The organism is Nitrospirae bacterium CG2_30_53_67 (genome assembly GCA_001873285.1).
Lineage (GTDB): Bacteria > CG2-30-53-67 > CG2-30-53-67 > CG2-30-53-67 > CG2-30-53-67 > CG2-30-53-67.
Genome location: MNYV01000003.1, coordinates 1 through 21,159 on the forward strand (window position 1 = coordinate 1; position 21,159 = coordinate 21,159).

Below are 21,159 nucleotides of genomic sequence, written 5' to 3' on the forward strand. Positions count from 1 at the left end.
AATGTATTTCTTACGTTTCATTTTCCTGAAGCGCTTTCAAACCTGCTCACATCAGAGCACAAAGACCCGATCACAGGGACCCCGGAATACAAGTCGTGTGCGGTTAAAATAGAGAAGTAACAGAGATAGCGCCTCAGTACATGAGTTTTGCAGTTTCATGGAAGTGCCTGGGGTCAGACTTAGATAATTTGATATTTAAACTGATCCCCTCACCGAATCACCTTGGCAATTCTTTCAATTTCCGCTGTTAAAAAGGGAGAGATACTATCTTCATCGGATCAATATCAAATTATCTAAGTCTGACCCCATCTTCTTCTTGTTGCCGAAACAGGGGCATCAGGAGTATCATAAAAAGATGAAGGTCATCACGTCAGAAATCCTGTTGATCAAAGCCTTGACGACTCTTCTCAAGCGGGACGGCCGCTTCAGGATCCTCTTTAACGGACGGCGCCAGACCAAGGAGATCTGCATCGGCCGGAACCATATCCTGTTCGCCACATCCAACCTCCTGAAAGATAAACTCACGGAGATCCTGTTCAAGGCGGGGAAGCTGACCCGGGAACAGTACATGCTGGCCACGGAACTCAGTATCGTGACTAAAAAAAGAACCGGTGATATATTGATCCATGAAGGATTTCTCTCCAAGAAGGACGTGGAAAAGGGACTCCGGGACCAGGCGATCATGATCATCTGCAGCCTTTTTGAACATCCGGACTGGAAGATGAATGTCTCGGAATTCACGCCGGACAGATCCATGGAGACAACCCCGAAGCTTTCACTGTTCGATGCCCTGATCACAGGGATCCGGAGCGTGGACAATCTCTCGGTTCTCTATGAGGCCCTTCCTCGGAAGGAGGAGATCCTCGAGATCTCTCCGGGGTATGAAGCCCTGGCCGACAGGATCCGGATGACTCAGGACGAAAGCCTTCTATTCTCTCTCGCCGACGGCCGGCGGACACTCCAGGAAATCTATCAAGAGTCGAAGATGTGGGAGTACCGCTTCTACAAAACTCTTTATCCTCTACTGGCCCTCAAGATCCTCAAGGCACAGAACAAACCTTTTGAACTCTCTCTGATTGAAGAAGCCGCCGTCACAGCGGCTTCAGATGCCGGAGATCCTGAAGAGTCCAAGGTTCAGACTCCATCTGCGGGGTCTCCATCAACCCCCGTCACTTTCGAGAATCAGATGGAAGAGGCCAAATTCCTGATCTCCACGGAACAGTACAGCGCTGCGGCCAACAAGCTCAGAAGCCTGATCGGCACGGACAGCAGGAAGCCGGCTTACTACTATTATCTTGGACTTGCCCTGGACCACATCCCAGGACAAAACAAGGAGGCGGAAAAAATGCTCAAGATGGCCATCCGTCTGGAGAATTACAACCCAAGGTATTACCTCGCCCTTGGCTATCTCTATCTGAATCGTAATATGACGCGGCAGGCAAGGGAGCAGTTTATGACGGCCTTCAAGTGGGACCCCCAAGACCCGTATGTCCAGGAAGCCATCGAATACTTGAACCGGATTGAAAAAAAAGGGGCCGGATTCCTGACCGAAAGATTTTTCCGCAAGAAAGCATAACATTCAAAGGGAATCTTTCTGCAACCTTGGAGACATTTTTTCTATCTTGGGATTGGATTCAATGACCCATGTCTGACCGTGTCGTTAAAAAGATGATGTAACGATGAATAACCGCCTCCTCCGGGAACAAGTCGCCCAACTTGACCAGCACGCCCCCCTGGGACTGATCGGGACTGCGATCAACGCGCTGATCCTGGTCTGGATTCTGAGAAACCAGGCGCCCCAGACCCATCTTATGGCATGGCTCGCGGCCGTACTCCTGGTGACCCTCCTGAGGCTCCCCCTTCTTTACCGAAAAATTCCTCTTTTTTCAGGTCCGGATTCGACACGCCGTCTGGCCGTATTCCTGATCTCGGGCGCCGGCCTGTCCGGCGCGGCCTGGGGCTCGGCCTCCCTGATTATTTTCCCGACGGATTCCATCGTCCACCAGACCTTCATGGCGTTCGTGGTCGGTGGTATGGTGGCCGGGGCCGCAGGCCTCTACTCGGTGATGATGACGGCCTTTCTGGCATTCAGCCTCCCGGTGCTGATCCCGCTGATTTTCCGTTTTTTAGCGGCAGGAGACGAGATCCACGTCGCCATGGGAGGCATGACATTTCTCTTTGCCGTACTCATGACATTCACCGCGAAACGGATCCATGCCACGACAATCAACAATATCTCTCTCCAATTTGAGAAGGGAGATCTGATCGTCCACCTGACTGAGGCCAAGGAGGAGACGGAGATCATCAACCGGGAATTGGCGTCCGAAATCCTTGAACGAAAGCGCGTCGAAGAAAACTTAAAACGACACAAGGAACAGCTTGAAGAAAAAGTTGCGGAGCGGACCCGGGAACTCAGCTTCACCAACCAAAGGCTTCAGCAGGAAATAGACGAGCGCACCCGGCTCGAAAACGAGCTGCTGCAGGCGGAAAAACTAAAATCCCTCGGCCTGCTGGCCGGCGGGATCGCCCATGACTTCAACAATTTACTGACCGGGATCCTCGGCAACATCTCTCTGGCAAAGATGGAGACCCCGGCAGGGGAGCGCCTTCATGATACGCTGACGGAGTCGGAAAAGGCGGCCGTCAGGGCCAAGGCCCTGACACAGCAGCTCCTCACCTTCTCCACGGGCGGCGCTCCGGTGAAAAAGCGTATGTTTCCGGCGGATCTGATCCGGGATACGGCAACGTTCGCATTGAGTGGATCCAATGTTCGGTGCCGATTCGATCTGGCCTCGGATCTTTGGCCGTTGGATGCCGACGAGGGACAGATCAGTCAGGTGATCAACAATCTGGTCATCAACGCCCACCAGGCCATGCCCAACGGCGGGACCATCCGGATCTCAGCTGAGAATCTCCAGGACGGCGCCGACAAACCGGTCACCCTGGAACAAGGAAATTATATACGAATAACCGTTCAGGACCAGGGCTGCGGCATTCCTGAAGAACATCTCTCCCGGATATTTGACCCTTACTTCACAACCAAGCAAACCGGGAGCGGGTTGGGCCTGGCCACTTGCTATTCCATTATCCGAAAACATGGCGGCTGCATCACAGCCGAGTCCAAACTAAGAGCGGGCGCCACCTTCCGGATCTACCTTCCTGCATCCTCGGCGCCGGTTGCCAAGGCCAGGGAGCCGGAACATGTCCTGCCGGCGGCCGGGGGAAGGATCCTGGTCATGGATGATGAAGAGATGATAAGAAAGACGATTTGTGCCATGCTCATCCGGCTTGGTTTTTCCGTAGAGAGTGTCCATGACGGCGCCGAGGCCATCGCGGTCTACCAGGCCGCCCGGGAGGCCGGATCGCCGTTTCAGGCCGCGATCATGGACCTGACCGTACCCGGAGGCATGGGCGGCAAAGAGGCGGCATCGCTTCTTCTTCAGATGGACCCAGAGGCCAGGATCATTATATCCAGCGGCTACTCCAATGACCCCGTTATGGCGGACTATCGAGACCACGGCATCTCCGGCGTCATGATGAAGCCCTACACAACTCAAGAACTCGGCGCCATCCTGAACAATATTCTGGGGGAAAGGGGCAAACATTGATAATTTGATATTGATCCGATGAAGATAGTATCTCTCCCTTTTTAACAGCGGAAATTGAAAGAATTGCCAAGGCGATTCGGTGAGGGGATCAGTTTAAATATCAAATTATCTAAGTCTGACCCCATCTTTTCGCGGCTATTTCGCCCCCAGCACGTAACCCGCGAACAAGAATGCATACGCGAAGAGGATAAAAGTCAATACAAAGCCCGCCGCAATAGGGGCAAGGTCTCTCTTATGGAATTGTTTGAAATCGACCGCCGCTCCGATCCCAACGAAACAGAATGAGAAGAACCACTGATACAGGTGTGTGGTCGTCTTGACCATTTCCGGGGTGAATAAACCAAAACTTGCCAAGGCGGAGAGGACCAGCAGTCCCAGCACAAACTTGGGAAATTTGGACCACAGGATTCCAAGCCTCACCTTTTCGCCGACGGGCAACCCCTTTTTGGTATAGTAGTAAACGAGCGCCAGGATAAGAACAGGCATCAGGGCGTTTCTCGCCGACTTGGTTATGGTCGCCACATTTCCGGCCATATCACTGTAGGCAAAACCTGTGGCAATACACTGGGCGGTATTCGACGGCGTCGTGCCGGAAAGGTACCCTACAAACACATCATTCCAGCCAAAGTAGTGGCCCAGCAGGGGAATGCCGAAAAGACACATGACGTCCGTCAGGAGCGAAGCTCCGATCGCTATGATCAACTCTTTATCGGTTGCCTTGATGGCCGGCGCTGTCGCGATAATAGCGGATACCCCGCAAACACCGATGCCGGTGCCGATTAGATGACCCAATCTGTGTCCCATTTGATATTTATTGGAAATATAACCGGCGCCAAGGACCATCATGGTAATGGAGATAGACACCATGACAAGCGCGCCGCTTCCCACCTTGAAGATTTGTACAAGATTCAGTTTGGCTCCTATGAGAACAACGCCGATGTAGAGAAAGACCTTTGTGCTGAAATTGATTCCCTCCTGAAAAACATCACCCATCTTGAAGATGTTTTTCGTCAGCATGCCGAGAATGATGGCGATAAAGACATAATTTAAAGGGATGTTTTTCCCCCAGTGGGCATAGGCCGCTTTCTCGAGATACCAGGACAAGACGCCCAGACCCATACAATAAATTAAGCCGGGCATTAAGGCCTTGAGATAGCTTGACCCATTCTTATACTTTTCAGGCGGGATTTTCGCCATGGCAATCTATCTCCTGCTTCTGAAGCGGCTCCCTTACCAAGGGATATGTTTTATAATCCCTGCAATGACCAGCAAGCCCAGGATAATGCCCACATAAAAAGAAAACCAATCTTCTTCAATCCTGAATTTCTTAGGCTCCTGTTCTTTCTCCATGATCATGCCCTCTAAAATGTTCAATTTTTTCGTGGTATTATAAATAATCGTCTTGAGGCTGTCAAACAAAATATATATAGCGATAACCTCTTGCAAAGGACCTGCAGAATATGGTATGAATTCCGTTGTAAGCATATCCCGGCATGAGCGGATTTCTTACGGGATAGATGGATTCCCATATCAACGAGATTCCAACGGGACCGGGAATCCTCTATGATAAGGTAGATGCGAAGAGAGGCGGGAAGGAGCAGTCAAGGCATGATTGACGAGTTCAGGCAAGAAATCAAGGAAATCACCAGGAATTATCACCTCCTTCGGAGTCATCTTTGACCTTACAGAAAACAGAAACCGTCTGGAAGAGATCGAAAAACGGATCACGGATCCGAATTTATGGCAGGATCCCCAGTCCGCGCAGAAAATACTGAAAGAACGGACCGCCCTTCAGAATCAGATCAGCGAATGGGAAAACCTGGCCCAGTCTTATGAAGACCTGGAAGCCCTCGTTGAATTATCCGATACGGAAAAAGACGAGTCCCTTTACCCGGAAATCCGCCAGACGATTGATGGCTTCAGAGAGAATTTCAACCGCCTGGAACTCAAGACCATGCTGGGCGAGGAGAACGACCCGAACAACGCGATCGTCAACATCCATTCGGGCGCCGGGGGGACTGAATCCCAGGACTGGGCGCAGATGCTCCTGCGGATGTACCAGCGCTGGGCTGAAAACAAACGCTTCAAAACGACCGTGCTGGACCTGATGTACGGCGAAGAGGCCGGGATCAAGAACGTCACCTTTATTGTGGAGGGCGCCTATGCCTACGGCCTGCTTAAGGCCGAAGACGGCGTACACCGTCTGGTCCGTATCTCCCCGTTTGATGCCGGAAAACGGCGGCATACCTCTTTTGCCTCGGTTCTGGTCAGCCCGGAATTGGATGAAAAGGTCGAAGTGCCGATCCGTGAGGAAGACCTCAGGATCGATACCTTTCGGTCGAGCGGCGCCGGAGGCCAGCATGTCAATGTCACCGACTCAGCCGTGCGCATCACCCACATCCCTACGGGGATCGTGGTTCAATGCCAGAACGAGCGATCCCAGTATAAGAACAAGGCCTCGGCCATGAAGGTCATGAAAGCCAGGATATACGAACTCGAGAAGAAAAAAGAGCAGGAGCGGCTGGAAGAGATGATGGGAGAAAGAAAGGAGATCGGTTGGGGGAGCCAGATCCGGTCGTATGTGCTTCAGCCGTACCAACTGGTCAAAGACCTTCGGACCAAATTGGAGACGGGAAATGTGGAAGGGGTGCTCAACGGGGATATCGATGAGTTCATCAATGCCTTCCTGCTGAAAAAAAAGAAGTAAGGGAGACGATGCAAGACGACAACGAATTAATCCAGCAGCGGAAGAAAAAGATCCGGGACATGATGGAGGAGGGGATCGAGCTCTATGCCCACCGGTTTGATCCCGAACATTCCACCCGGGAGATCCTGGATCGTTACGGCTCGTCCACCGCAGAAAAACTCTCAGCCGAAAAACCCCAAGCGGTGATCGCCGGCCGGATTATCTCCATGCGGCGGTTCGGCAAAGGCGCCTTTGCCCATTTGCAGGATGCCGGCGGGAAGATCCAGATCTTTATATCCATGAATACGTTGGGAGAGACGGCCTTCGGACTCTTCCGCCGTATGGATATCGGGGACTTCATCGGCGTCAGAGGCGGCCTTTTCTTCACCAAGACCGGCGAGCTTACGGTGGAAGTCCGGGATCTCAAACTCCTGACCAAATCCTTGCGCCCGCTCCCCGAGAAGTGGCACGGCCTCAAAGACAAGGAGATCCGGTACCGGCAGCGGTACCTCGACCTGGTGGTCAATCCCCAGGTCAAAGAGACCTTCACCCTGAGGAGCCGGATCATCTCGTCCATCCGGGAATTCATGAACGGCCATGGTTTCCTCGAGGTGGAAACTCCCATGATGCAGCCGATCCCCGGCGGGGCCGCGGCCCGCCCTTTTAAGACACACCACAACGCCCTCAGCACGGACCTCTATCTTCGGATCGCCCCGGAACTCTATCTCAAGAGACTCCTGGTGGGAGGCTTGGAACGCGTGTATGAACTCAACCGTAACTTCCGGAACGAAGGGATGGACCTGGAGCACAACCCGGAATTCACCATGATTGAATTCTATATGGCTTATGCAGACTATACGGATTTGATCCCGCTGACCGAATCCCTTTTGAGCGAGGTCTGCCGGGAAACACGGGGCACGCTGGCCCTTGACTTCAAGGGGGAGGTGATCAACCTGACGCCGCCCTATAAGAGAGTGAGCTATCACGAAGCGCTGTCATCCGCTCTCCATGAGAAAGGTTACCCCCAAGAAATCTTGAATGATGCAGAAGGGCTCCTGAAGGCCGCTTCCGGACTCGGCATCCAGAATCCCGGCAGGATGCCGAGGTTCAAGCTCGTGAATAAAATCTTCGAAATTCTGGTGGAGCCCAGTCTGATGCAGCCGACCTTCGTGACCGATTATCCCACAGAGGTATCGCCCCTTTCCAAACGGAAACCGGACCGGCCCGATCTGGTGGAACGGTTTGAGCTTTTTATCGGGGGCAAGGAAATCGCCAATGCCTTTTCCGAATTGAACGATCCCGAAGACCAGCGGGAACGATTCGAAAAGCAGGCGGCGAGCCGGGCGGGAGGGGATGAAGAAGCCATGTTCATGGACCAGGACTTCCTCCGGGCCCTGGAATACGGGATGCCCCCGGCCGCGGGCGAGGGAATCGGGATTGACCGGATGGTCATGCTCCTGACCGGCAACGAATCCATACGAGACGTGATCCTCTTTCCGCAGATGCGCCCGGAAGCCGGAATTTCATCATCCTCCGGCACGAATTTCCCGCCGGAGGAAACGACGCCATGATGAAGTTCGAACTGCTCATCGGCCTCCGGTATCTCAAATCCAAGCGCAAGAATGCCTTCGTCTCTCTGATCACCCTGATCTCCATTATCGGCGTGACCGTGGGGGTGATGGCGTTGATCATCGTCCTCGCGGTGATGAACGGTTTTGAGGAGGACCTCAAGTCCAAGATCCTCGGGACCAACTCCCATGTCGTGGTCCTGCAGGCCGGCAAAGAAGGCATGTCCGGATACTCGGAAATCATGAAAAAGATCCATGGGACCCCCCATGTGGTTTCAGCGACCCCTTTTGTCCTGAACCAAGTCATGCTGACCACCCAGAATAACGTTTCAGGCGTCGTGATCCGCGGGATCATCCCCGAAGAGGAAGGCCGGGTCACGGACATCACCAGGAATATGGTCGAGGGAGACATCATGGACCTCTCCCGAAAGTCCGATCAACCCGATAAGAGCGAGGTTTACGGGATCGTCATCGGACGCGAGCTCTCCATGTCGCTGGGCGCTTACCTCGGAGACCCGGTCAATGTGGTCTCCCCCCTCGGCAGGATCACCCCCCTCGGCATGGTCCCCAAGATGACCCAGTTCCGGGTCGTGGGGATCTTCGATTCCGGACTCTATGAGTACGACACCGGGCTCGCCTATATCTCTCTCCCTCATGCGCAGAATTTCTTTGACATGGGTGACCGGGTGACGGGCATTGAGATCAAGCTTGACAATATCTATGCGGCCAAGGACGTCAGGAACAGGATTCAGGCGTCTCTCGGTCCAAACTACTGGGCCAAGGACTGGATGCAGATGAACCGGAACCTCTTTTCAGCTCTGAGACTGGAAAAAATCACCATGTTCATCATCCTTTCGCTGATCATCCTGGTGGCCGCCCTGAACATCATCAGCACCCTGACCATGGTGGTCATGGAGAAGGGCAAAGAGATCGCCATTCTGAAATCCATGGGCGCACGGAGAAAGAGCATCATGCGGATCTTCATGGTGGAGGGGCTGATCATCGGGTTTCTGGGCACCGCCCTCGGGTGCATCTTCGGACTTCTCGTGGCCTTGAACCTGGAAACGATCGTCGGTTCCATAGAAAATTTCTTCCACTTCAAGATCATCGACAGTTCCGTCTATTACATTGACAAGCTCCCTTCCAAGGTCAACCCCATGGATGTCTTTCTGGTCGTCCTCGTCACCTTCCTGATCAGCCTCTTTTCCACCATGTATCCCTCGTACAAGGCCTCCAAACTCGACCCGGTCGAGGCCATCCGGTACGAATAACCCCTGGTTAATATAATGGTGAAACATGTCGACAAATGAAGATAAAACAAACGGATGAAGAACCAATGACGCAAGCGTTAACATCGGGAGAATGATATGCAAAAACTCACAGTCCAACTTCTGAAATCCGAAGCAAAAGCCTTTGCCGACCGGGAATCAGGGCACAAAGAGAAATCGCTTTTCGGTGTGACGGACGGCAAAGCGGTCGGGACTTATCTGGAATACAAGTTCCAGGAAGCACTACAGAAGAAATACGAGTACGCGTGAGGTTCCTCGGCGAAAGGAATAGACTTTCCAAAACTGGATGTAGACATAAAAGTGACAAGCATTCGGCAGCCACAATCCTCCTGCCCCTTTAAATCGGCACGACAAAAAATATATGGACTCGGTTATTCTCTCTTAGTTTTTGTATACGACAAGAAGGACGAGCGGAAAACGCGCACCGCTACATTGGACATCAAACATGTTATTTTTATCGAGAGCAGTCAGACCGGCGACTTTCAGACCACGACGGGAATCCTTAAAATATCGGACAATAACGGCAACGCTGATGATCTTGTCGCTTTCATGACGGAGCGTTTTTTGCCTGTGGACGAGATTCAAGCTGCGGAATTGGCGAAAGAAATCCTCAAAACCAGACCGAAAGTCGGCTATCTGACCATCTCAAACGCTTTACAGCGGAGGCTTCAGTACGCACGGGTCATTGAACAGGCCGGCAAAGTCAGCGGCGTACAGCGCATAGCATGACGATCAAAAAAACAAAAATTGAATTCGGAGATTTTCAGACGCCCCGCGATTTGGCCAGCGCTGTTACGACCTTCCTCCGCGACGCGGGCATTTCACCGTCCGTTATCGTGGAACCGACGTGCGGCCGCGGCAGTTTTGTACTTGCGGCACATGATGTTTTTTCTAAAGCGCGTCAGATATTCGCTTTCGACATAAATGGCGCCTATATCTCAGCTTTACGTAAAGAAGTCCGTGATGCACACGGCTTTTATTGGCATGTGACCCGGCAGGATTTCTTCGCCTACAATTGGAAAGAGTTCTTCGCGACGTTTCGCGGTGAAATTCTCGTCCTGGGAAATCCTCCATGGGTTACCAATGCCTCTCTCGGAGCATTGGGAAGCGACAATCTTCCTAAGAAAACAAACTTCCAAAATCACGTCGGTTTTGCCGCGAAGACCGGCAAGGCCGACTTCGACATTTCAGAATGGATGTTGATCAAACTCCTCGAAGCCCTTGATGGACGGCGCGGCAGCCTGGCCATGCTTTGTAAGACTTCAACCGCGCGGAAAGTGCTCAGGCATGGCTGGCTCAATCGGTTTAATATCGGTAAGGCAAGCCTTCATTTGATAGACGCTGCTAAGCATTTTGATGTTTCGGTTGACGCTTGTTTGCTAATTGTTCACACCGGCGTTCCGGACCTGTTGTCTACGGCAGGTGTATATGCAGACCTTTCTTTCGATCATAAACTGACGACATTCGGTCTCGTAGGTAGAGACCTGGTCGCGGATGTTGACGAATATCAACGGTTGCGCGAGCTCGACGGTATTGCCTATTATACATGGCGCTCTGGCGTGAAACACGATGCGGCTTCCGTCATGGAGTTCAGTAAGTCCGGCGAGACACTGGTCAACGGTTCTGGTGAACAGGTCAAGATTGAACCGACCTACCTTTATCCGTTGTTGAAGTCTTCCGACCTCGCCAATGACAGGCTTATACCGAAACGCTCTGTTCTTGTTACTCAACGCAAGCCCGGTGATGACACGGAGTCTATTGCGAGAGCCGCTCCGAAGACGTGGGCTTACCTGCTGCGTCACGCGGAGGTTCTGGATCGGCGTCAGAGCATAATCTATCAGAAGCGACCGCGGTTCTCTGTATTCGGCGTCGGAGACTATACTTTCTCTCCATGGAAGGTGGCGATCTCCGGCCTCTACAAGAATTGCCGATTCGTAGTCGTCGGAAAGTACAAGAACAAGCCGGTGGTTTTAGACGATACCTGTTACTCCATTCCTTGTGGTTCCGAGGAAGAGGCAACTTTCGCAAGTCTTCTGCTCAATTCCGACATCGCAAAGCGGTTCCTTCATTCTCTCGTGTTCTTCGATGCAAAGAGACCAGTTACTATTGACGTGCTTAATCGTATTGATTTGAAACGAGTGGCAGAAAGGCTCGGTTTAGAAAGAGAAGCACGTTCATACCTCAGAGATGCTGCGATGTTTGAGAGCCAACAAGGTCTGCTCGTCTTTGAAAAACAAGCGCAGTATCTAACCAATCGCTCAAGAGGGACGCGGCTAAAAAGCCGCCGCGCCCCTTAGCTCATCGTTAACCCCCCCAGAATAACGGACACTCCATCGCCTTGAAACACCGAAATGTCCACATTCCTCTGTACACGGTGTAAGCCGCGCAGGAGTTTCCCATGATGATTCTTGCAAAAAGTTTATTGCCCGCTGCGGCCTTTCTTGATATAATTAAATAAATCGGAAATCTTTATAAATGCTGGAATATCTCATTTATGGAGGTATCATGACCGGAACGGAGACCATCAAAGGCACGAAATTGGGCGCTCTCCTGATCCAGAACAAGATCATCACCGAGGAGCAATTAAAAGAGGCCCTGAAACGTCAATATCAGCAGGGGGGATTTCTCGGGACCAACCTGGTCATGCTGGGTTATATCGATGAAGAGACCCTTCTGCATATCCTGAGCACCAAGCTCGGAATCCAGAGCATCAGTCTGACCGGGATAGAAATCACTCCCATGCTCCAGAGGATGCTCCCGTTCGACAAGGTGAAACTCCACAATGTCCTCCCCATCGCCCTGGAAGGAAACACCTTTATCGTCGCCATGGCCGACCCCACGGACCTCAAGGTCCAGAATGACCTGGAATACACCCTGAACCGCTCGGTCCGGGGAGTCCTGGCTTCGGAAACCGAAATCCTGGAAGCCGTTGAATTCTTCGAACGAGAAGGATACGGCATCAAGACCTACGTTAAAACCGCAAAGAGCTCATCGAGAATGAACAGAAAACTCGACCTGAGAGAACTCCTGACGGCAACCGCCAAGAAAAAAGCATCCGACCTGCTCATCACTGCGGGGGTCCCGCCGAGTCTGAAACTGAACAATGAAATTATCCGGCTGGATTACCCGTCGCTGACGCCGGGCCAGGTGGAGGAGCTGGTTCTTTCCATCCTGACCGAGAACCAGAGACTGAAATTCGACAAACAGTCCGAGCTTGACTTTGCCTATTCACTCTTTGATGTGGGGCGTTTCAGGGTCAACGTCTACAAGCAGAGGAATTCCCTCTCCCTGACGGCCAGGAACCTCATGGATAACATCCCGTCATTCCAGGAGCTGGGGCTCCCCGCATGGATCAAGGATTTCGCCCTCAAGTCCCAGGGAATGATCCTGATCACCGGCCCGGCCGGCCACGGAAAATCCACCACCATCGCCTCGATCATTGAGTACATCAACAGCCACAGAAAATGCAACATCATTACCATCGAAGATCCGATCGAGTTTCTCCTGCAGCACAAAAACAGTAATGTGAATCAGCGGGAGGTGGGTACGGATACGGAATCCTTCTCCATGGGGCTCAAACATATCTTCCGGCAGAGCCCGGATGTGATCATGATCGGAGAACTCAGAGACTATGAGAGCATCTCCATCGCCGTCAGCGCGGCGGAAACCGGGCATCTCATCCTGGGGACGCTCCACACATTAAACGCAACCAGCACCATTGACCGGCTGATCAACGTCTTTCCCGGAGAACAGCAAAATCAGGTCCGCGCACAACTCGCCGAATCGCTGCTCCTGATTCTTTCTCAACGTCTTGTTGCGACATCGGACGGGAAAAGAAGGATCCTGGCGTACGAAAAACTCATCAATTCGACTCGGGTCAAAAACCTGATCCGGAACAAGAAGACTCATCTGATCCGCACCCAGATGATGAACGACAAGGAAGATTTCGAAATCATCGACGCGAGTCTCGGCAGACTCGTGAACGAGGGAAAGATCCTCTACGAAGAGGCCATCAAGTTCGCGGACAACGAGAGCTTGTTTTCAGAGACGGCAAAGAAGAAACCCTGAACGTCCATCCGCCGGGATATGCGGGATATTTCCTTTCGGGAATTCAGGATCCGTTCATATCCGCGAGTTCTTCCTCCAGATCAGAGGACTCCTCCAAAAGGCCGGGTTCATCCTTGGCGATCCTGGACGCTGCGCGTTCAAGGGCCTTTCTGACCTCCGGAATCAAATAGTAGTCTTCCAGAGGAAACCGGCATAGGAGGAGAGAAAGCAGATCGGCCTTATCCGGAACGGTCAGATCCTTCCGGATGATCATCATCGGTTCCCCTTTGATCCGGCAGAGGCCGCCCCGGCTTTTGCACTTTTCATAACGAACCTTGATGGACATTTTCTGAGCCAGGGCTTCCAACTGTTCCAGCATTTCTCTTGAATTCATATCTCCCTCAATCCGTCAGAGACGCGTTTCGGCCAGCAGGTCATCATCGGTGCCTTCCCGCCGGTCTTCTCCCGAACTCCTTACCGTGATCGTCCTCCCTTTCACCTCAAGACGGTATGCCTCCCCCCACGGGTCCACGACCTCATTCTTTTCAAGAATGATTTCCTGAACCAGATCATTCAGAGCGCCGGGGAAGGATTCCGTCTCAAGGTAGTAGACCTTGGAAGCCGAAAGAATCCGGTCCATCTCCTGTAAGGCATGGACCTGTCTGATCAGTTCAAACCGATAAGCCATATTCCTTGTCACATCAAACAAGATCCCGGCGCCCGGCCGCCTGGAAGCCGTGAACAAGAAAAGCACCGCCGACAACATGATGGCATAAGCAGCGAGGTTCCTCAAGATTTTTCTGACCCGCCGCCTCTTCCTGTCGATTTCCTCAACTCCTAAGACCGGGGGCTCCTCTCCAACAGGCAGGATCAATCCGGCGGAGACAAGATTAAACAGCGCCTTGCTGGTTTCAAACTCTCCGATCAGGCTGATATCGACCAGTTTCCGGACGGATCTTTCACCGTCCACGAGGCTGTATATTTTCTCTTCCTCATGGCTCAGGGGGAAATCTTTCTGCAGGGCCTTCCCTCTATCCTTAAGGGATTTATTTTGCTGTGACTCATCAAACATCATGTCGATGGCGCTGTCAATGTCACCCGCAAGCGCTTTGTCTGCCCGTTTTTCATCCGCTTTTTTGAAGACGAGGACATCGGAAGATACAACCCGGCGTACTAGCGGCCACTCGTCCGTGAGACGCATACTCTCCATGAGGATCCCGTCACAGGGAATCGGGGCCGTATTATCCTTGTCATAATTCACGGGAACCTGCTCAAATCTGTAGTCCCCTTCTTTCCACTCGAAGATCTTGAAAACCGTCTCTCTGACCTGAAGCTGGATGATGGAGGAGAGATCCTTGCGGTGCACCATCTTTTCCTGTATGAGGATGTGTCCTAATTTTTGCCCCGTCTCCTTCTGGACGGCAAGAATCCTTTCAAGGTCTTGATCGGTGATCAGTTCCGCCCTGACCAGGATCTGCCCCAGGAGCCGGCCTTTGCCCTTATGATAGGATTCGGCGGCCACGACCATGCCGTTCTCAAAGGTCACGGTGACGGTGTCTTGATCCGAGGTCAGGGTCAAGATCCCTGTTTTTTTCTGCATCCCGATGAGCTGCAGGATGTCCGTCATGCCGAAATCCTTGATCTTGCCTTCAAGGGCCATGGAGCAACCTCAATAAAAGATATGCAATCAGATCATCCCCTCGGCCTGTAAAGATGCATGACCGAAAGCCCGTACAGGAACAATGCCGGAATCGCGAACCAGAACCGTGCGCTTAAGGAGAAAGCCCGAACCGTCATCGGGTCTTGACAAAGGAAGTCCCGGAAAAACGCGTAGACGAAAAAAACCACGGCAAAAGAGAGCACGAAAAAGCCCTTCAAAAATCGGCCGGAGTAGATGTATCCTCCCCCCGGTATCAATAGCCCCAGGATCCTTCTCGTCTCGATTTTTTTATCCATGTATCTTCGGATCTCAATGATCTTCTTCGTCCTCTGTTTGACTTCCACGCCGGACTGTTTTTCAAACACATGGATACATTGTGAACAGACCAAATCCATCTCAACGATGGTCCGGCATCTCCTGCAGTAGACCGCCCCGCACTTCACGCAGCGGCGGGCAATACCGAAGCGTTTCCGTACATAATGAAGCGAAAAAACAGCAAGGAGCATGACCAAAGGGGCAACAAGATACAAGACTTTTCCCCCAAGAAAAGAAAACCCCTTCGTATGCATTCCGGCCATGGATAAGAGTTGATCCGTAAATCGTCCGGCGAGCCATTCCTTGGTGAAGGTCTCATCAATGAGAATACGGTTGTAACTCGGGCCCAGGATATTCACATAATAAGAGATCCGGTCCGGATCCAGCTCCTTGGCCTTATTATACTCCGCCTCACTCTCCTGGAGCATCAGCTGATCCCGGTGCGCCGCACTGAGATTAAAATAAGATGACGCAATTTGAGGATCGTGGGCGATCGCCTGCTTGTACATGTCGACGGCTTTTGCAAGGTCACGACCGGCATAAAAGGCGTTTCCCAGATTATTGTAATAGACGGCCATATCGGGGTTCAAAGAGACGGCCTTCTCGAGCCTTGCCTCTGCTTCTGCATATTCCCCCCGTTTTTTGTAGGCCGTTCCGAGCATGAAAAACAGGGAATCGTCCTTGGGATGATGAGCGGTCAGACCGAGGAGAGCGGCGACGGCGGCATCGTCTGAAACCCCATCCTGGTGATGGATGACGGCCTGGATCCAGTCGCTGTGCAGAAGCTCCATCCCCCGCTGGAGACCTCCCATATAAAAGGGACCCGCCGCCGTGAACAGAATAAACAGGAGGTGCAGGAACCGCTCTTTGCTTCTGCCGTAGCTCCAGAAAAGCAAAGCCCAGAAAAGGCACAAGCCGTAGATTCCCAGTCCGAACAGCAGAGGGGCGGCAAGGATCAGGGCCGTCATGGCCGCCGTCCCTGCTCGATGAGGTTCTCCAGGCAGCGCCTCGTAAATGTTGTGCATTAAAAGCGGATAATATCGGATGAGCTGAACCAGATAAAAGGCCCCGAAAAAGGCAATACCGATGATCATGAGGGTCAGGCTGACATTGATGATAAAATAAACGGCATGATCAAAGCTCTCGGGGACGGACCGCAGGGCCATGATCCATTCGAGGGCAATTCGATACAGGTTCAATTTACTCTGCTTCCAGTAGACCTGCGCCATAATTTTATGGGGTTCGGGGAGCCCGGGGGAGAAGGCTTCGGCAAAATTGCAGCGGGAGACGGCCTCTTCATGCCTCCCCAATTCAGAGAGGGTCCCGGCCTCTCGCAGCAGGGAGGCCGAATAAGGGCGCATTCGAACCGCTCCCAGGTCAATCATCTGTTCATACAATTTCTCAAGAAGCCCGGCGCTGACTTTTTTGTCGCCGATGGCGAGATACCGTTTCCTGAGGAACCACTCCTTCTCCAGCCTGTCGAAAGGGCGAAGGGAATCATTCGCCTCAAGATCGGACAGCGGGCGCCGAAGGATTTCCATGGGGACGTTGAGGGACGTCTGATCCTGAACCACATCGATCCACTCGTTGGGAGCGCCGGTTCCCGGAAGACCGATCAGAATCCCGCAAACGAACAGGACAAAGGATAAAAGGCGGGCAGCCGATCCACGCCTCAGAGAAAACCGTTTTGCCTGATGTAAAAGCATGAAGATCAACGCGGCCTCTCCTCTCCACGGATGAGGCGTTTGATATTGTCTTTATGGCGAACCAGCATCATCAGCCCCACCAGAAGCGCGAACCAGGTCTTAACCGGGCTCCCTCCCATGAACAAGGCAAGCCCGGGCAGCATGACCGACACGGTCAGCGCGCCCACAGACGAGATGCGGGTCAGTGCGAACGCCGCAGCCCAGATCAGAAGGAGAAGGAATCCGATTCCCGGCATATATCCAAGAAGCACGCCGAAGGTCGTGGCCACACCTTTGCCCCCTTTAAATCCGAAATAAACCGGGAAATTGTGGCCGAGGATCGCGAAGAAAGCCGACAAGGCCAGCCACCTTTCCTGATCGGTCATAGCCCTGGCGATCCAGACCGCAACCGTCCCCTTGAGCAGATCCCCGGCCAACGTCATCCATCCTTCCCGCTTTCCGATCACCCGGAAGACATTGGTACATCCGATATTCCCGCTCCCATGCTCCCTCAGGTTGACTCCAAGCCTCCTGGAAATCAAGATCCCGAAACAAACCGAACCGAGCAGATAGGACAAGAGCGCCGAGAGTAGAGGAGTCAAGGCCGTCATACAAGATCCATCTCTTTCACGAAGCGTCTGATATACTGGAAACCTGAAATCACGGACAGGATCATGGCCGTCCAGATTGAAAGGGTTCCCAGGATATGCCAGTTGAATATCCAGAACCGGTTATCAAGCAGGAGCATCAGGATCGCCGTAATCAGCGCGCCCATCTTATACTTGCCCATCCGGTCAGCAGGCATGACGACCCCCTCTGCAGAGGCCATGGCACGGATGCCGGTGACGGCGAACTCCCGTGCAATGATGATGATCACAATCCACGCCGCCGCCCTTTGAAGCTGCACCAGAAAGATCAGGGCCGCCGAAGTCAGGATCTTGTCCGCAATAGGATCCAGCAGCTTGCCCAGTTTGGTGATTTGATTGGTGCTTCGTGCAATATACCCGTCAAAAAAATCGGTGATCGAGGCCAATGAAAAAACAACAAAAGGCCACACACACACCGTTCCAGGCCCGGCAGGAAGTAAGAGGAGAATGAAAAAAGGGATCAAGATAATCCGCAAGACGGACAGCATGTTCGGAATATTCAAGAGGGCCTCGTATGAAATAAGTATAACTGTTTGATAATAATACTATTTCTAAAACACTATTGTCAACTGAGAAGTGCCCCCGGGTCTGCGATAAAAATGCCTGTCCTCCGACCGGATCGGGGGATGGGTACACGTCCGGATTACATAGGGTTGTCATTGTCCGGTCCTCCGATCAAGTCGGTTTGTTATTTCTTTACAGGCAAAACAAATTCTGTTAAATTGCCCTGAGAACGGGCTTTGAATTTCAAAGAATGGATTTCCCATGGCTGAAAGATCGAATGAAAAAAACCTCCGGCTCTTAAAAAAAATCCCGTTTCTCGCTCCCCTCAAGGAAGAGGAACTCCGCTCGCTCCTCCCGTTTCTCAAAGAGAAAAAATTTAAAAAGAATCAGGCGCTCTTCCATGAGGGGGAACCGGGGCGCTCTCTATTCTTGATCCGCTCCGGCAATGTGAAGGTCTACAAACTCTCCTCAGATGGGAAAGAAAAGATTCTCCGCATCTTCGGCCCGGACGATTTCTTTGCGGAACTCCCCTTGCTGGATGGAGGGAAATACCCCGCATCCGCTGAAACCTTGTCGGACTGCACCCTCCTCTGCCTGAGCCGTGAAGATTTTCTCAAGACCTTATCCGCGAACCCAACGATCATGAAGAAGATTTACGAGGTGGTCGGTGAGCGCCTCCGTCATTTTACGACCATGGTCACCGATCTGACCTTGAAAGACGCCTCATGCCGGCTGGCCGGCTTCCTTCTGGACATGGCCGAGAAGAAAGACCCCTTCTCCTCAAAGGTGATCCGTTTCCCCATGGAACTGACGCATCAGGATATCGCTTCGATCATCGGCACGGCCCGGGAAACGGTCTCACGCACCCTGATGCAGTTCCAAAGGGAGGGGATGATCGAAATCAAGGAACGGTATATCACCATCCTCGATAAAGAACGCCTGACTCAGGCGGCCCGTTAAGAAAATCAGAGATATTTTTGCAGCTTGGGAAGGATCTCGTTTGCATATCGGAAGAATTCATCGGCCACAATGGCTACAAAGAGCCCTTTTTCACCCCGTCTCTCAAGAACCTTCATGCCATAGACCGTCATACCCGAAGACGGCCCGGCCACGATCCCTTCCATGGTAATCAGTTCCACCAAGGTCCGGTAGGCATCGTCCGAATCAATGAGCAGTTTTTCATCAACAAGGGATTCGTCATAGACGTCGGGTTTCATGGTATATTCCGTGTTCCGGAGGCCGTAAAACTCGTGGCTCTTCTCGCTCGGTTCCACGGAGATGATCTTGACCCTGGGATTCTTCTCCTTGAGAAACCTTCCGACACCCGTAATGGTCCCGCCGGTCCCGACACCGCAGACGAAATGCGTAATCTTCCCGCCTGTCTGCTCCCAGATCTCAGGCCCCGTGGTCTGGTAATGAATCTCCGGATTATGCGGGTTGCCGTACTGATAAGGGACAAAGTGATCTTTCCGGTTCTTATAGCCGAAGGCTGATGCGATGGCCCCTTCTCCTGGGAACCTCGGACAGGCGTCGTCCGGCGCAAGATCCATGGCCTTTGTGGTCAGGGTCAGAAGCGCCTTCTTGCCTGCCGGGATCTGCTCACCGGCCGTGATGATCGGCTTTTTGAAACCCATCAGATTTAAAAAAACACTGAGGGCCACGCCGGTGTTGCCCGACGTAGGCTCCACACAGGTTGTCTCAGGACCGAGATCCCTGTCCCGGATCGCGCCGGTGATCATGCCGTAAGCGGTCCGGTCCTTGATCGAGCCCACGGGGTTGAAAAACTCGAGCTTGGCGCAGGCCGTCCTGTCGGACGTCGGGGGGATGATGCGATTCAGGCGGACCATGGGCGTATCGCCGATCAGTTCCGTGATATCGTTATAAATCCGATGGCGCCGTAAGGCCCTTTTCTCCTCTGCATGTGGGAAAACCTGCGGCTTCACTCCGCACCCCCTCCCTTTCTGGCGATGATCTGCCAGTCGGTATCATTGATCCGGCTGACGTTTAGCACTTCATTCCCCTCCCCTTTCAGGCTCTTCGGAACGCTCTCGGTAGCGGGCAGGTGGTCAACAATCACCCGCAGAACCTGACCGGGTTTCATGGTCTCCAAGGCCAGCTTGGTCTTTACAAAGGTGTACGGGCAGACCTCGCCCTTGATATTGATCTCTTTATCAATCCTGATCTCGTTTTTCATACCACTGAACTCCTTTCTCTTTCCTACCAGCAGACCACGGAATCCGCCTCAAGAAGCATCTTCACGATCTCTTCGTATCCTACGAGCTGGGCCTTGGTCTTCACTCCCCTTGCCGCCACGTCATCCCTGCATGCAAATACGCCGTCCGCATCCACGGGGCCGGACGCAAGCACCGCGTCATGCAGAAGGAGAACAAGAACCTGACCGTCCTTTTTCTCCCTCTGCCGCAAGGCCGCCTCCCAGGCGTAGGTATCATTCGTCTTTTTTATAATATGAAGGACCTTCATCTTCCCCCCAAATCGTATATCGTTTGCATCCTAAAACCCGATGACCCGGTCGCTTCCCTCTATGATCCGGCCGATCTCCTTTCGGCTCTTCACATTCAGCGCAACCCCCCGATCCGGAAGCCCCCTTGTCTCCATGGACTCCTTTTCAACAACCAGTTCGCAGCCGAGTTCTTTCAGCGTCTCCATATGCCGCTTGATATCAGGATATCCGATCACATCGGGAGCCGGGAAAACCGACAGGTAAACCCCATCCTCAACGAAGACCACGGTCACTTTGTTATTGGTCAGGGTCAGCCCCAGGCTCATACGGAGGGCATCCGAGACAGCCATACTATTGAACGGGGAGCGCCTGATCACAGTGGTCACTTTCTTCACATTATCCCCCTTGGTGGCCCTGTTCGTAAATATGGTGACGTACCGAGAGGGTCGCAGGGCGGTCTCATCCCCGCGCGCGACTGAGGCGTACCCCTCTGGTACACCGCAAGGAGCGGAACGGAGAGAAGGCCGCCCTGCGGCACTCGAATGCCACCGTATTTACGAATAGGGCCGCTTAGTCAGGTCAGGGCCAGAAAACCATCGGCCTTTGCAACCATCACGGCCAGATCATAGTAGCTGCCGAAGTGGATTCCGGTTTTTTTATCGAGACCTCTTTCCATGGCATCATAGGCA

Annotated in this window: 19 protein-coding genes and 1 pseudogene; 9 read left to right on the forward strand and 11 right to left on the reverse strand. The window is 52.7% G+C overall.

Features of this window, described 5'->3' with window-relative positions:
- Window positions 1-355: 355 nt before the first annotated feature.
- Window positions 356-1,576: a hypothetical protein gene (locus AUK29_00065; protein OIP66727.1), complete on the forward strand. Its 1,221-nt coding sequence runs from the start codon at window positions 356-358 to the stop codon at window positions 1,574-1,576.
- A gap of 103 nt (window positions 1,577-1,679) precedes the next feature.
- Window positions 1,680-3,608 (forward strand): hypothetical protein, encoded by a 1,929-nt coding sequence (locus tag AUK29_00070; GenBank protein OIP66728.1) that lies wholly within the window; start codon window positions 1,680-1,682, stop codon window positions 3,606-3,608.
- 135 nt (window positions 3,609-3,743) lie between these two features.
- Here AUK29_00070 and AUK29_00075 read toward each other — a convergent pair whose 3' ends face one another.
- Window positions 3,744-4,805, reverse strand: coding sequence for a hypothetical protein (locus AUK29_00075; protein ID OIP66729.1), 1,062 nt, complete (start codon window positions 4,803-4,805; stop codon window positions 3,744-3,746).
- 33 nt (window positions 4,806-4,838) lie between these two features.
- Window positions 4,839-5,027, reverse strand: a complete 189-nt coding sequence (locus AUK29_00080) for a hypothetical protein (protein ID OIP66730.1) — start codon at window positions 5,025-5,027, stop codon at window positions 4,839-4,841.
- Window positions 5,028-5,220: 193 nt separating this feature from the next.
- On the opposite strand from AUK29_00080, the gene AUK29_00085 reads away from it, so the two are divergent.
- From AUK29_00085 to AUK29_00110, 6 genes and pseudogenes are all read left to right on the forward strand, one after another.
- Window positions 5,221-6,315: a peptide chain release factor 2 gene (locus tag AUK29_00085; GenBank protein ID OIP66731.1), complete on the forward strand. Its 1,095-nt coding sequence runs from the start codon at window positions 5,221-5,223 to the stop codon at window positions 6,313-6,315.
- Between the two features lie 8 nt (window positions 6,316-6,323).
- On the forward strand, window positions 6,324-7,865 hold the full coding sequence (locus AUK29_00090) for a lysine--tRNA ligase (protein ID OIP66732.1): 1,542 nt from the start codon (window positions 6,324-6,326) through the stop codon (window positions 7,863-7,865).
- On the forward strand, window positions 7,865-9,133 hold the full coding sequence (locus AUK29_00095; GenBank protein ID OIP66742.1) for an ABC transporter permease: 1,269 nt from the start codon (window positions 7,865-7,867) through the stop codon (window positions 9,131-9,133). The genes AUK29_00090 and AUK29_00095 overlap by 1 nt, the downstream gene beginning before the upstream one ends.
- Before the next feature lie 96 nt (window positions 9,134-9,229).
- Window positions 9,230-9,880: pseudogene (locus AUK29_00100) on the forward strand (restriction endonuclease).
- Window positions 9,877-11,448 (forward strand): hypothetical protein, encoded by a 1,572-nt coding sequence (locus AUK29_00105; GenBank protein OIP66733.1) that lies wholly within the window; start codon window positions 9,877-9,879, stop codon window positions 11,446-11,448. Before AUK29_00100 ends, AUK29_00105 begins: the two are co-directional and overlap by 4 nt.
- Before the next feature lie 700 nt (window positions 11,449-12,148).
- A complete protein-coding gene (locus tag AUK29_00110; protein ID OIP66743.1) occupies window positions 12,149-13,219 on the forward strand; it encodes a hypothetical protein in 1,071 nt (356 codons plus the stop codon).
- A 43-nt stretch (window positions 13,220-13,262) separates the two neighbouring features.
- On the opposite strand, the gene AUK29_00115 is transcribed toward AUK29_00110, so the two are convergent.
- From AUK29_00115 to AUK29_00135, 5 genes are read right to left on the reverse strand one after another with little or no spacing between them, the layout of a single operon-like run.
- Window positions 13,263-13,592 (reverse strand): hypothetical protein, encoded by a 330-nt coding sequence (locus AUK29_00115; GenBank protein OIP66734.1) that lies wholly within the window; start codon window positions 13,590-13,592, stop codon window positions 13,263-13,265.
- Window positions 13,593-13,607: 15 nt separating this feature from the next.
- Window positions 13,608-14,858 carry a hypothetical protein gene (locus tag AUK29_00120; GenBank protein OIP66735.1) on the reverse strand — a complete coding sequence of 417 codons (1,251 nt, stop codon included), beginning with the start codon at window positions 14,856-14,858 and terminating at the stop codon, window positions 13,608-13,610.
- A 32-nt stretch (window positions 14,859-14,890) separates the two neighbouring features.
- The gene (locus tag AUK29_00125) at window positions 14,891-16,888 is read right to left on the reverse strand and encodes a hypothetical protein (protein ID OIP66736.1); all 1,998 of its coding nucleotides are present in this window, start codon (window positions 16,886-16,888) and stop codon (window positions 14,891-14,893) included.
- The gene (locus tag AUK29_00130) at window positions 16,885-17,469 is read right to left on the reverse strand and encodes an acyl-phosphate glycerol 3-phosphate acyltransferase (protein ID OIP66737.1); all 585 of its coding nucleotides are present in this window, start codon (window positions 17,467-17,469) and stop codon (window positions 16,885-16,887) included. Before AUK29_00130 ends, AUK29_00125 begins: the two co-directional genes overlap by 4 nt.
- Window positions 17,466-18,008 (reverse strand): CDP-diacylglycerol--glycerol-3-phosphate 3-phosphatidyltransferase, encoded by a 543-nt coding sequence (locus AUK29_00135; protein ID OIP66738.1) that lies wholly within the window; start codon window positions 18,006-18,008, stop codon window positions 17,466-17,468. Before AUK29_00135 ends, AUK29_00130 begins: the two co-directional genes overlap by 4 nt.
- Window positions 18,009-18,270: 262 nt before the next feature.
- On the opposite strand from AUK29_00135, the gene AUK29_00140 reads away from it, so the two are divergent.
- A complete protein-coding gene (locus AUK29_00140) occupies window positions 18,271-18,969 on the forward strand; it encodes a hypothetical protein (GenBank protein ID OIP66739.1) in 699 nt (232 codons plus the stop codon).
- Window positions 18,970-18,974: 5 nt separating this feature from the next.
- Here AUK29_00140 and AUK29_00145 read toward each other — a convergent pair whose 3' ends face one another.
- Genes AUK29_00145 through AUK29_00160 form a run of 4 tightly spaced genes read right to left on the reverse strand, consistent with a single transcriptional unit; the run spans window position 18,975 to window position 20,865 of the window.
- Window positions 18,975-19,895 carry a hypothetical protein gene (locus AUK29_00145; protein ID OIP66744.1) on the reverse strand — a complete coding sequence of 307 codons (921 nt, stop codon included), beginning with the start codon at window positions 19,893-19,895 and terminating at the stop codon, window positions 18,975-18,977.
- Between the two features lie 53 nt (window positions 19,896-19,948).
- On the reverse strand, window positions 19,949-20,191 hold the full coding sequence (locus AUK29_00150) for a hypothetical protein (GenBank protein OIP66745.1): 243 nt from the start codon (window positions 20,189-20,191) through the stop codon (window positions 19,949-19,951).
- Window positions 20,192-20,226: 35 nt separating this feature from the next.
- Complete coding sequence (locus AUK29_00155) at window positions 20,227-20,490, reverse strand: hypothetical protein (protein OIP66740.1); 264 nt, start codon at window positions 20,488-20,490, stop codon at window positions 20,227-20,229.
- 30 nt (window positions 20,491-20,520) lie between these two features.
- Window positions 20,521-20,865, reverse strand: a complete 345-nt coding sequence (locus tag AUK29_00160) for a hypothetical protein (protein OIP66741.1) — start codon at window positions 20,863-20,865, stop codon at window positions 20,521-20,523.
- Window positions 20,866-21,159 lie beyond the last annotated feature (294 nt).

Coding starts and splice junctions, on each gene's coding strand:
- AUK29_00065 (OIP66727.1), top strand. CDS start 356: ATGAAGGTCATCACGTCAGAAATCCTGTTGATCAAAGCCTTGACGACT.
- AUK29_00070 (OIP66728.1), top strand. CDS start 1,680: ATGAATAACCGCCTCCTCCGGGAACAAGTCGCCCAACTTGACCAGCAC.
- AUK29_00075 (OIP66729.1), bottom strand. CDS start 4,805: ATGGCGAAAATCCCGCCTGAAAAGTATAAGAATGGGTCAAGCTATCTC.
- AUK29_00090 (OIP66732.1), top strand. CDS start 6,324: ATGCAAGACGACAACGAATTAATCCAGCAGCGGAAGAAAAAGATCCGG.
- AUK29_00095 (OIP66742.1), top strand. CDS start 7,865: ATGAAGTTCGAACTGCTCATCGGCCTCCGGTATCTCAAATCCAAGCGC.
- AUK29_00105 (OIP66733.1), top strand. CDS start 9,877: ATGACGATCAAAAAAACAAAAATTGAATTCGGAGATTTTCAGACGCCC.
- AUK29_00110 (OIP66743.1), top strand. CDS start 12,149: ATGAACAGAAAACTCGACCTGAGAGAACTCCTGACGGCAACCGCCAAG.
- AUK29_00115 (OIP66734.1), bottom strand. CDS start 13,592: ATGAATTCAAGAGAAATGCTGGAACAGTTGGAAGCCCTGGCTCAGAAA.
- AUK29_00120 (OIP66735.1), bottom strand. CDS start 14,858: ATGGCCCTTGAAGGCAAGATCAAGGATTTCGGCATGACGGACATCCTG.
- AUK29_00130 (OIP66737.1), bottom strand. CDS start 17,469: ATGACGGCCTTGACTCCTCTACTCTCGGCGCTCTTGTCCTATCTGCTC.
- AUK29_00140 (OIP66739.1), top strand. CDS start 18,271: ATGGCTGAAAGATCGAATGAAAAAAACCTCCGGCTCTTAAAAAAAATC.
- AUK29_00155 (OIP66740.1), bottom strand. CDS start 20,490: ATGAAGGTCCTTCATATTATAAAAAAGACGAATGATACCTACGCCTGG.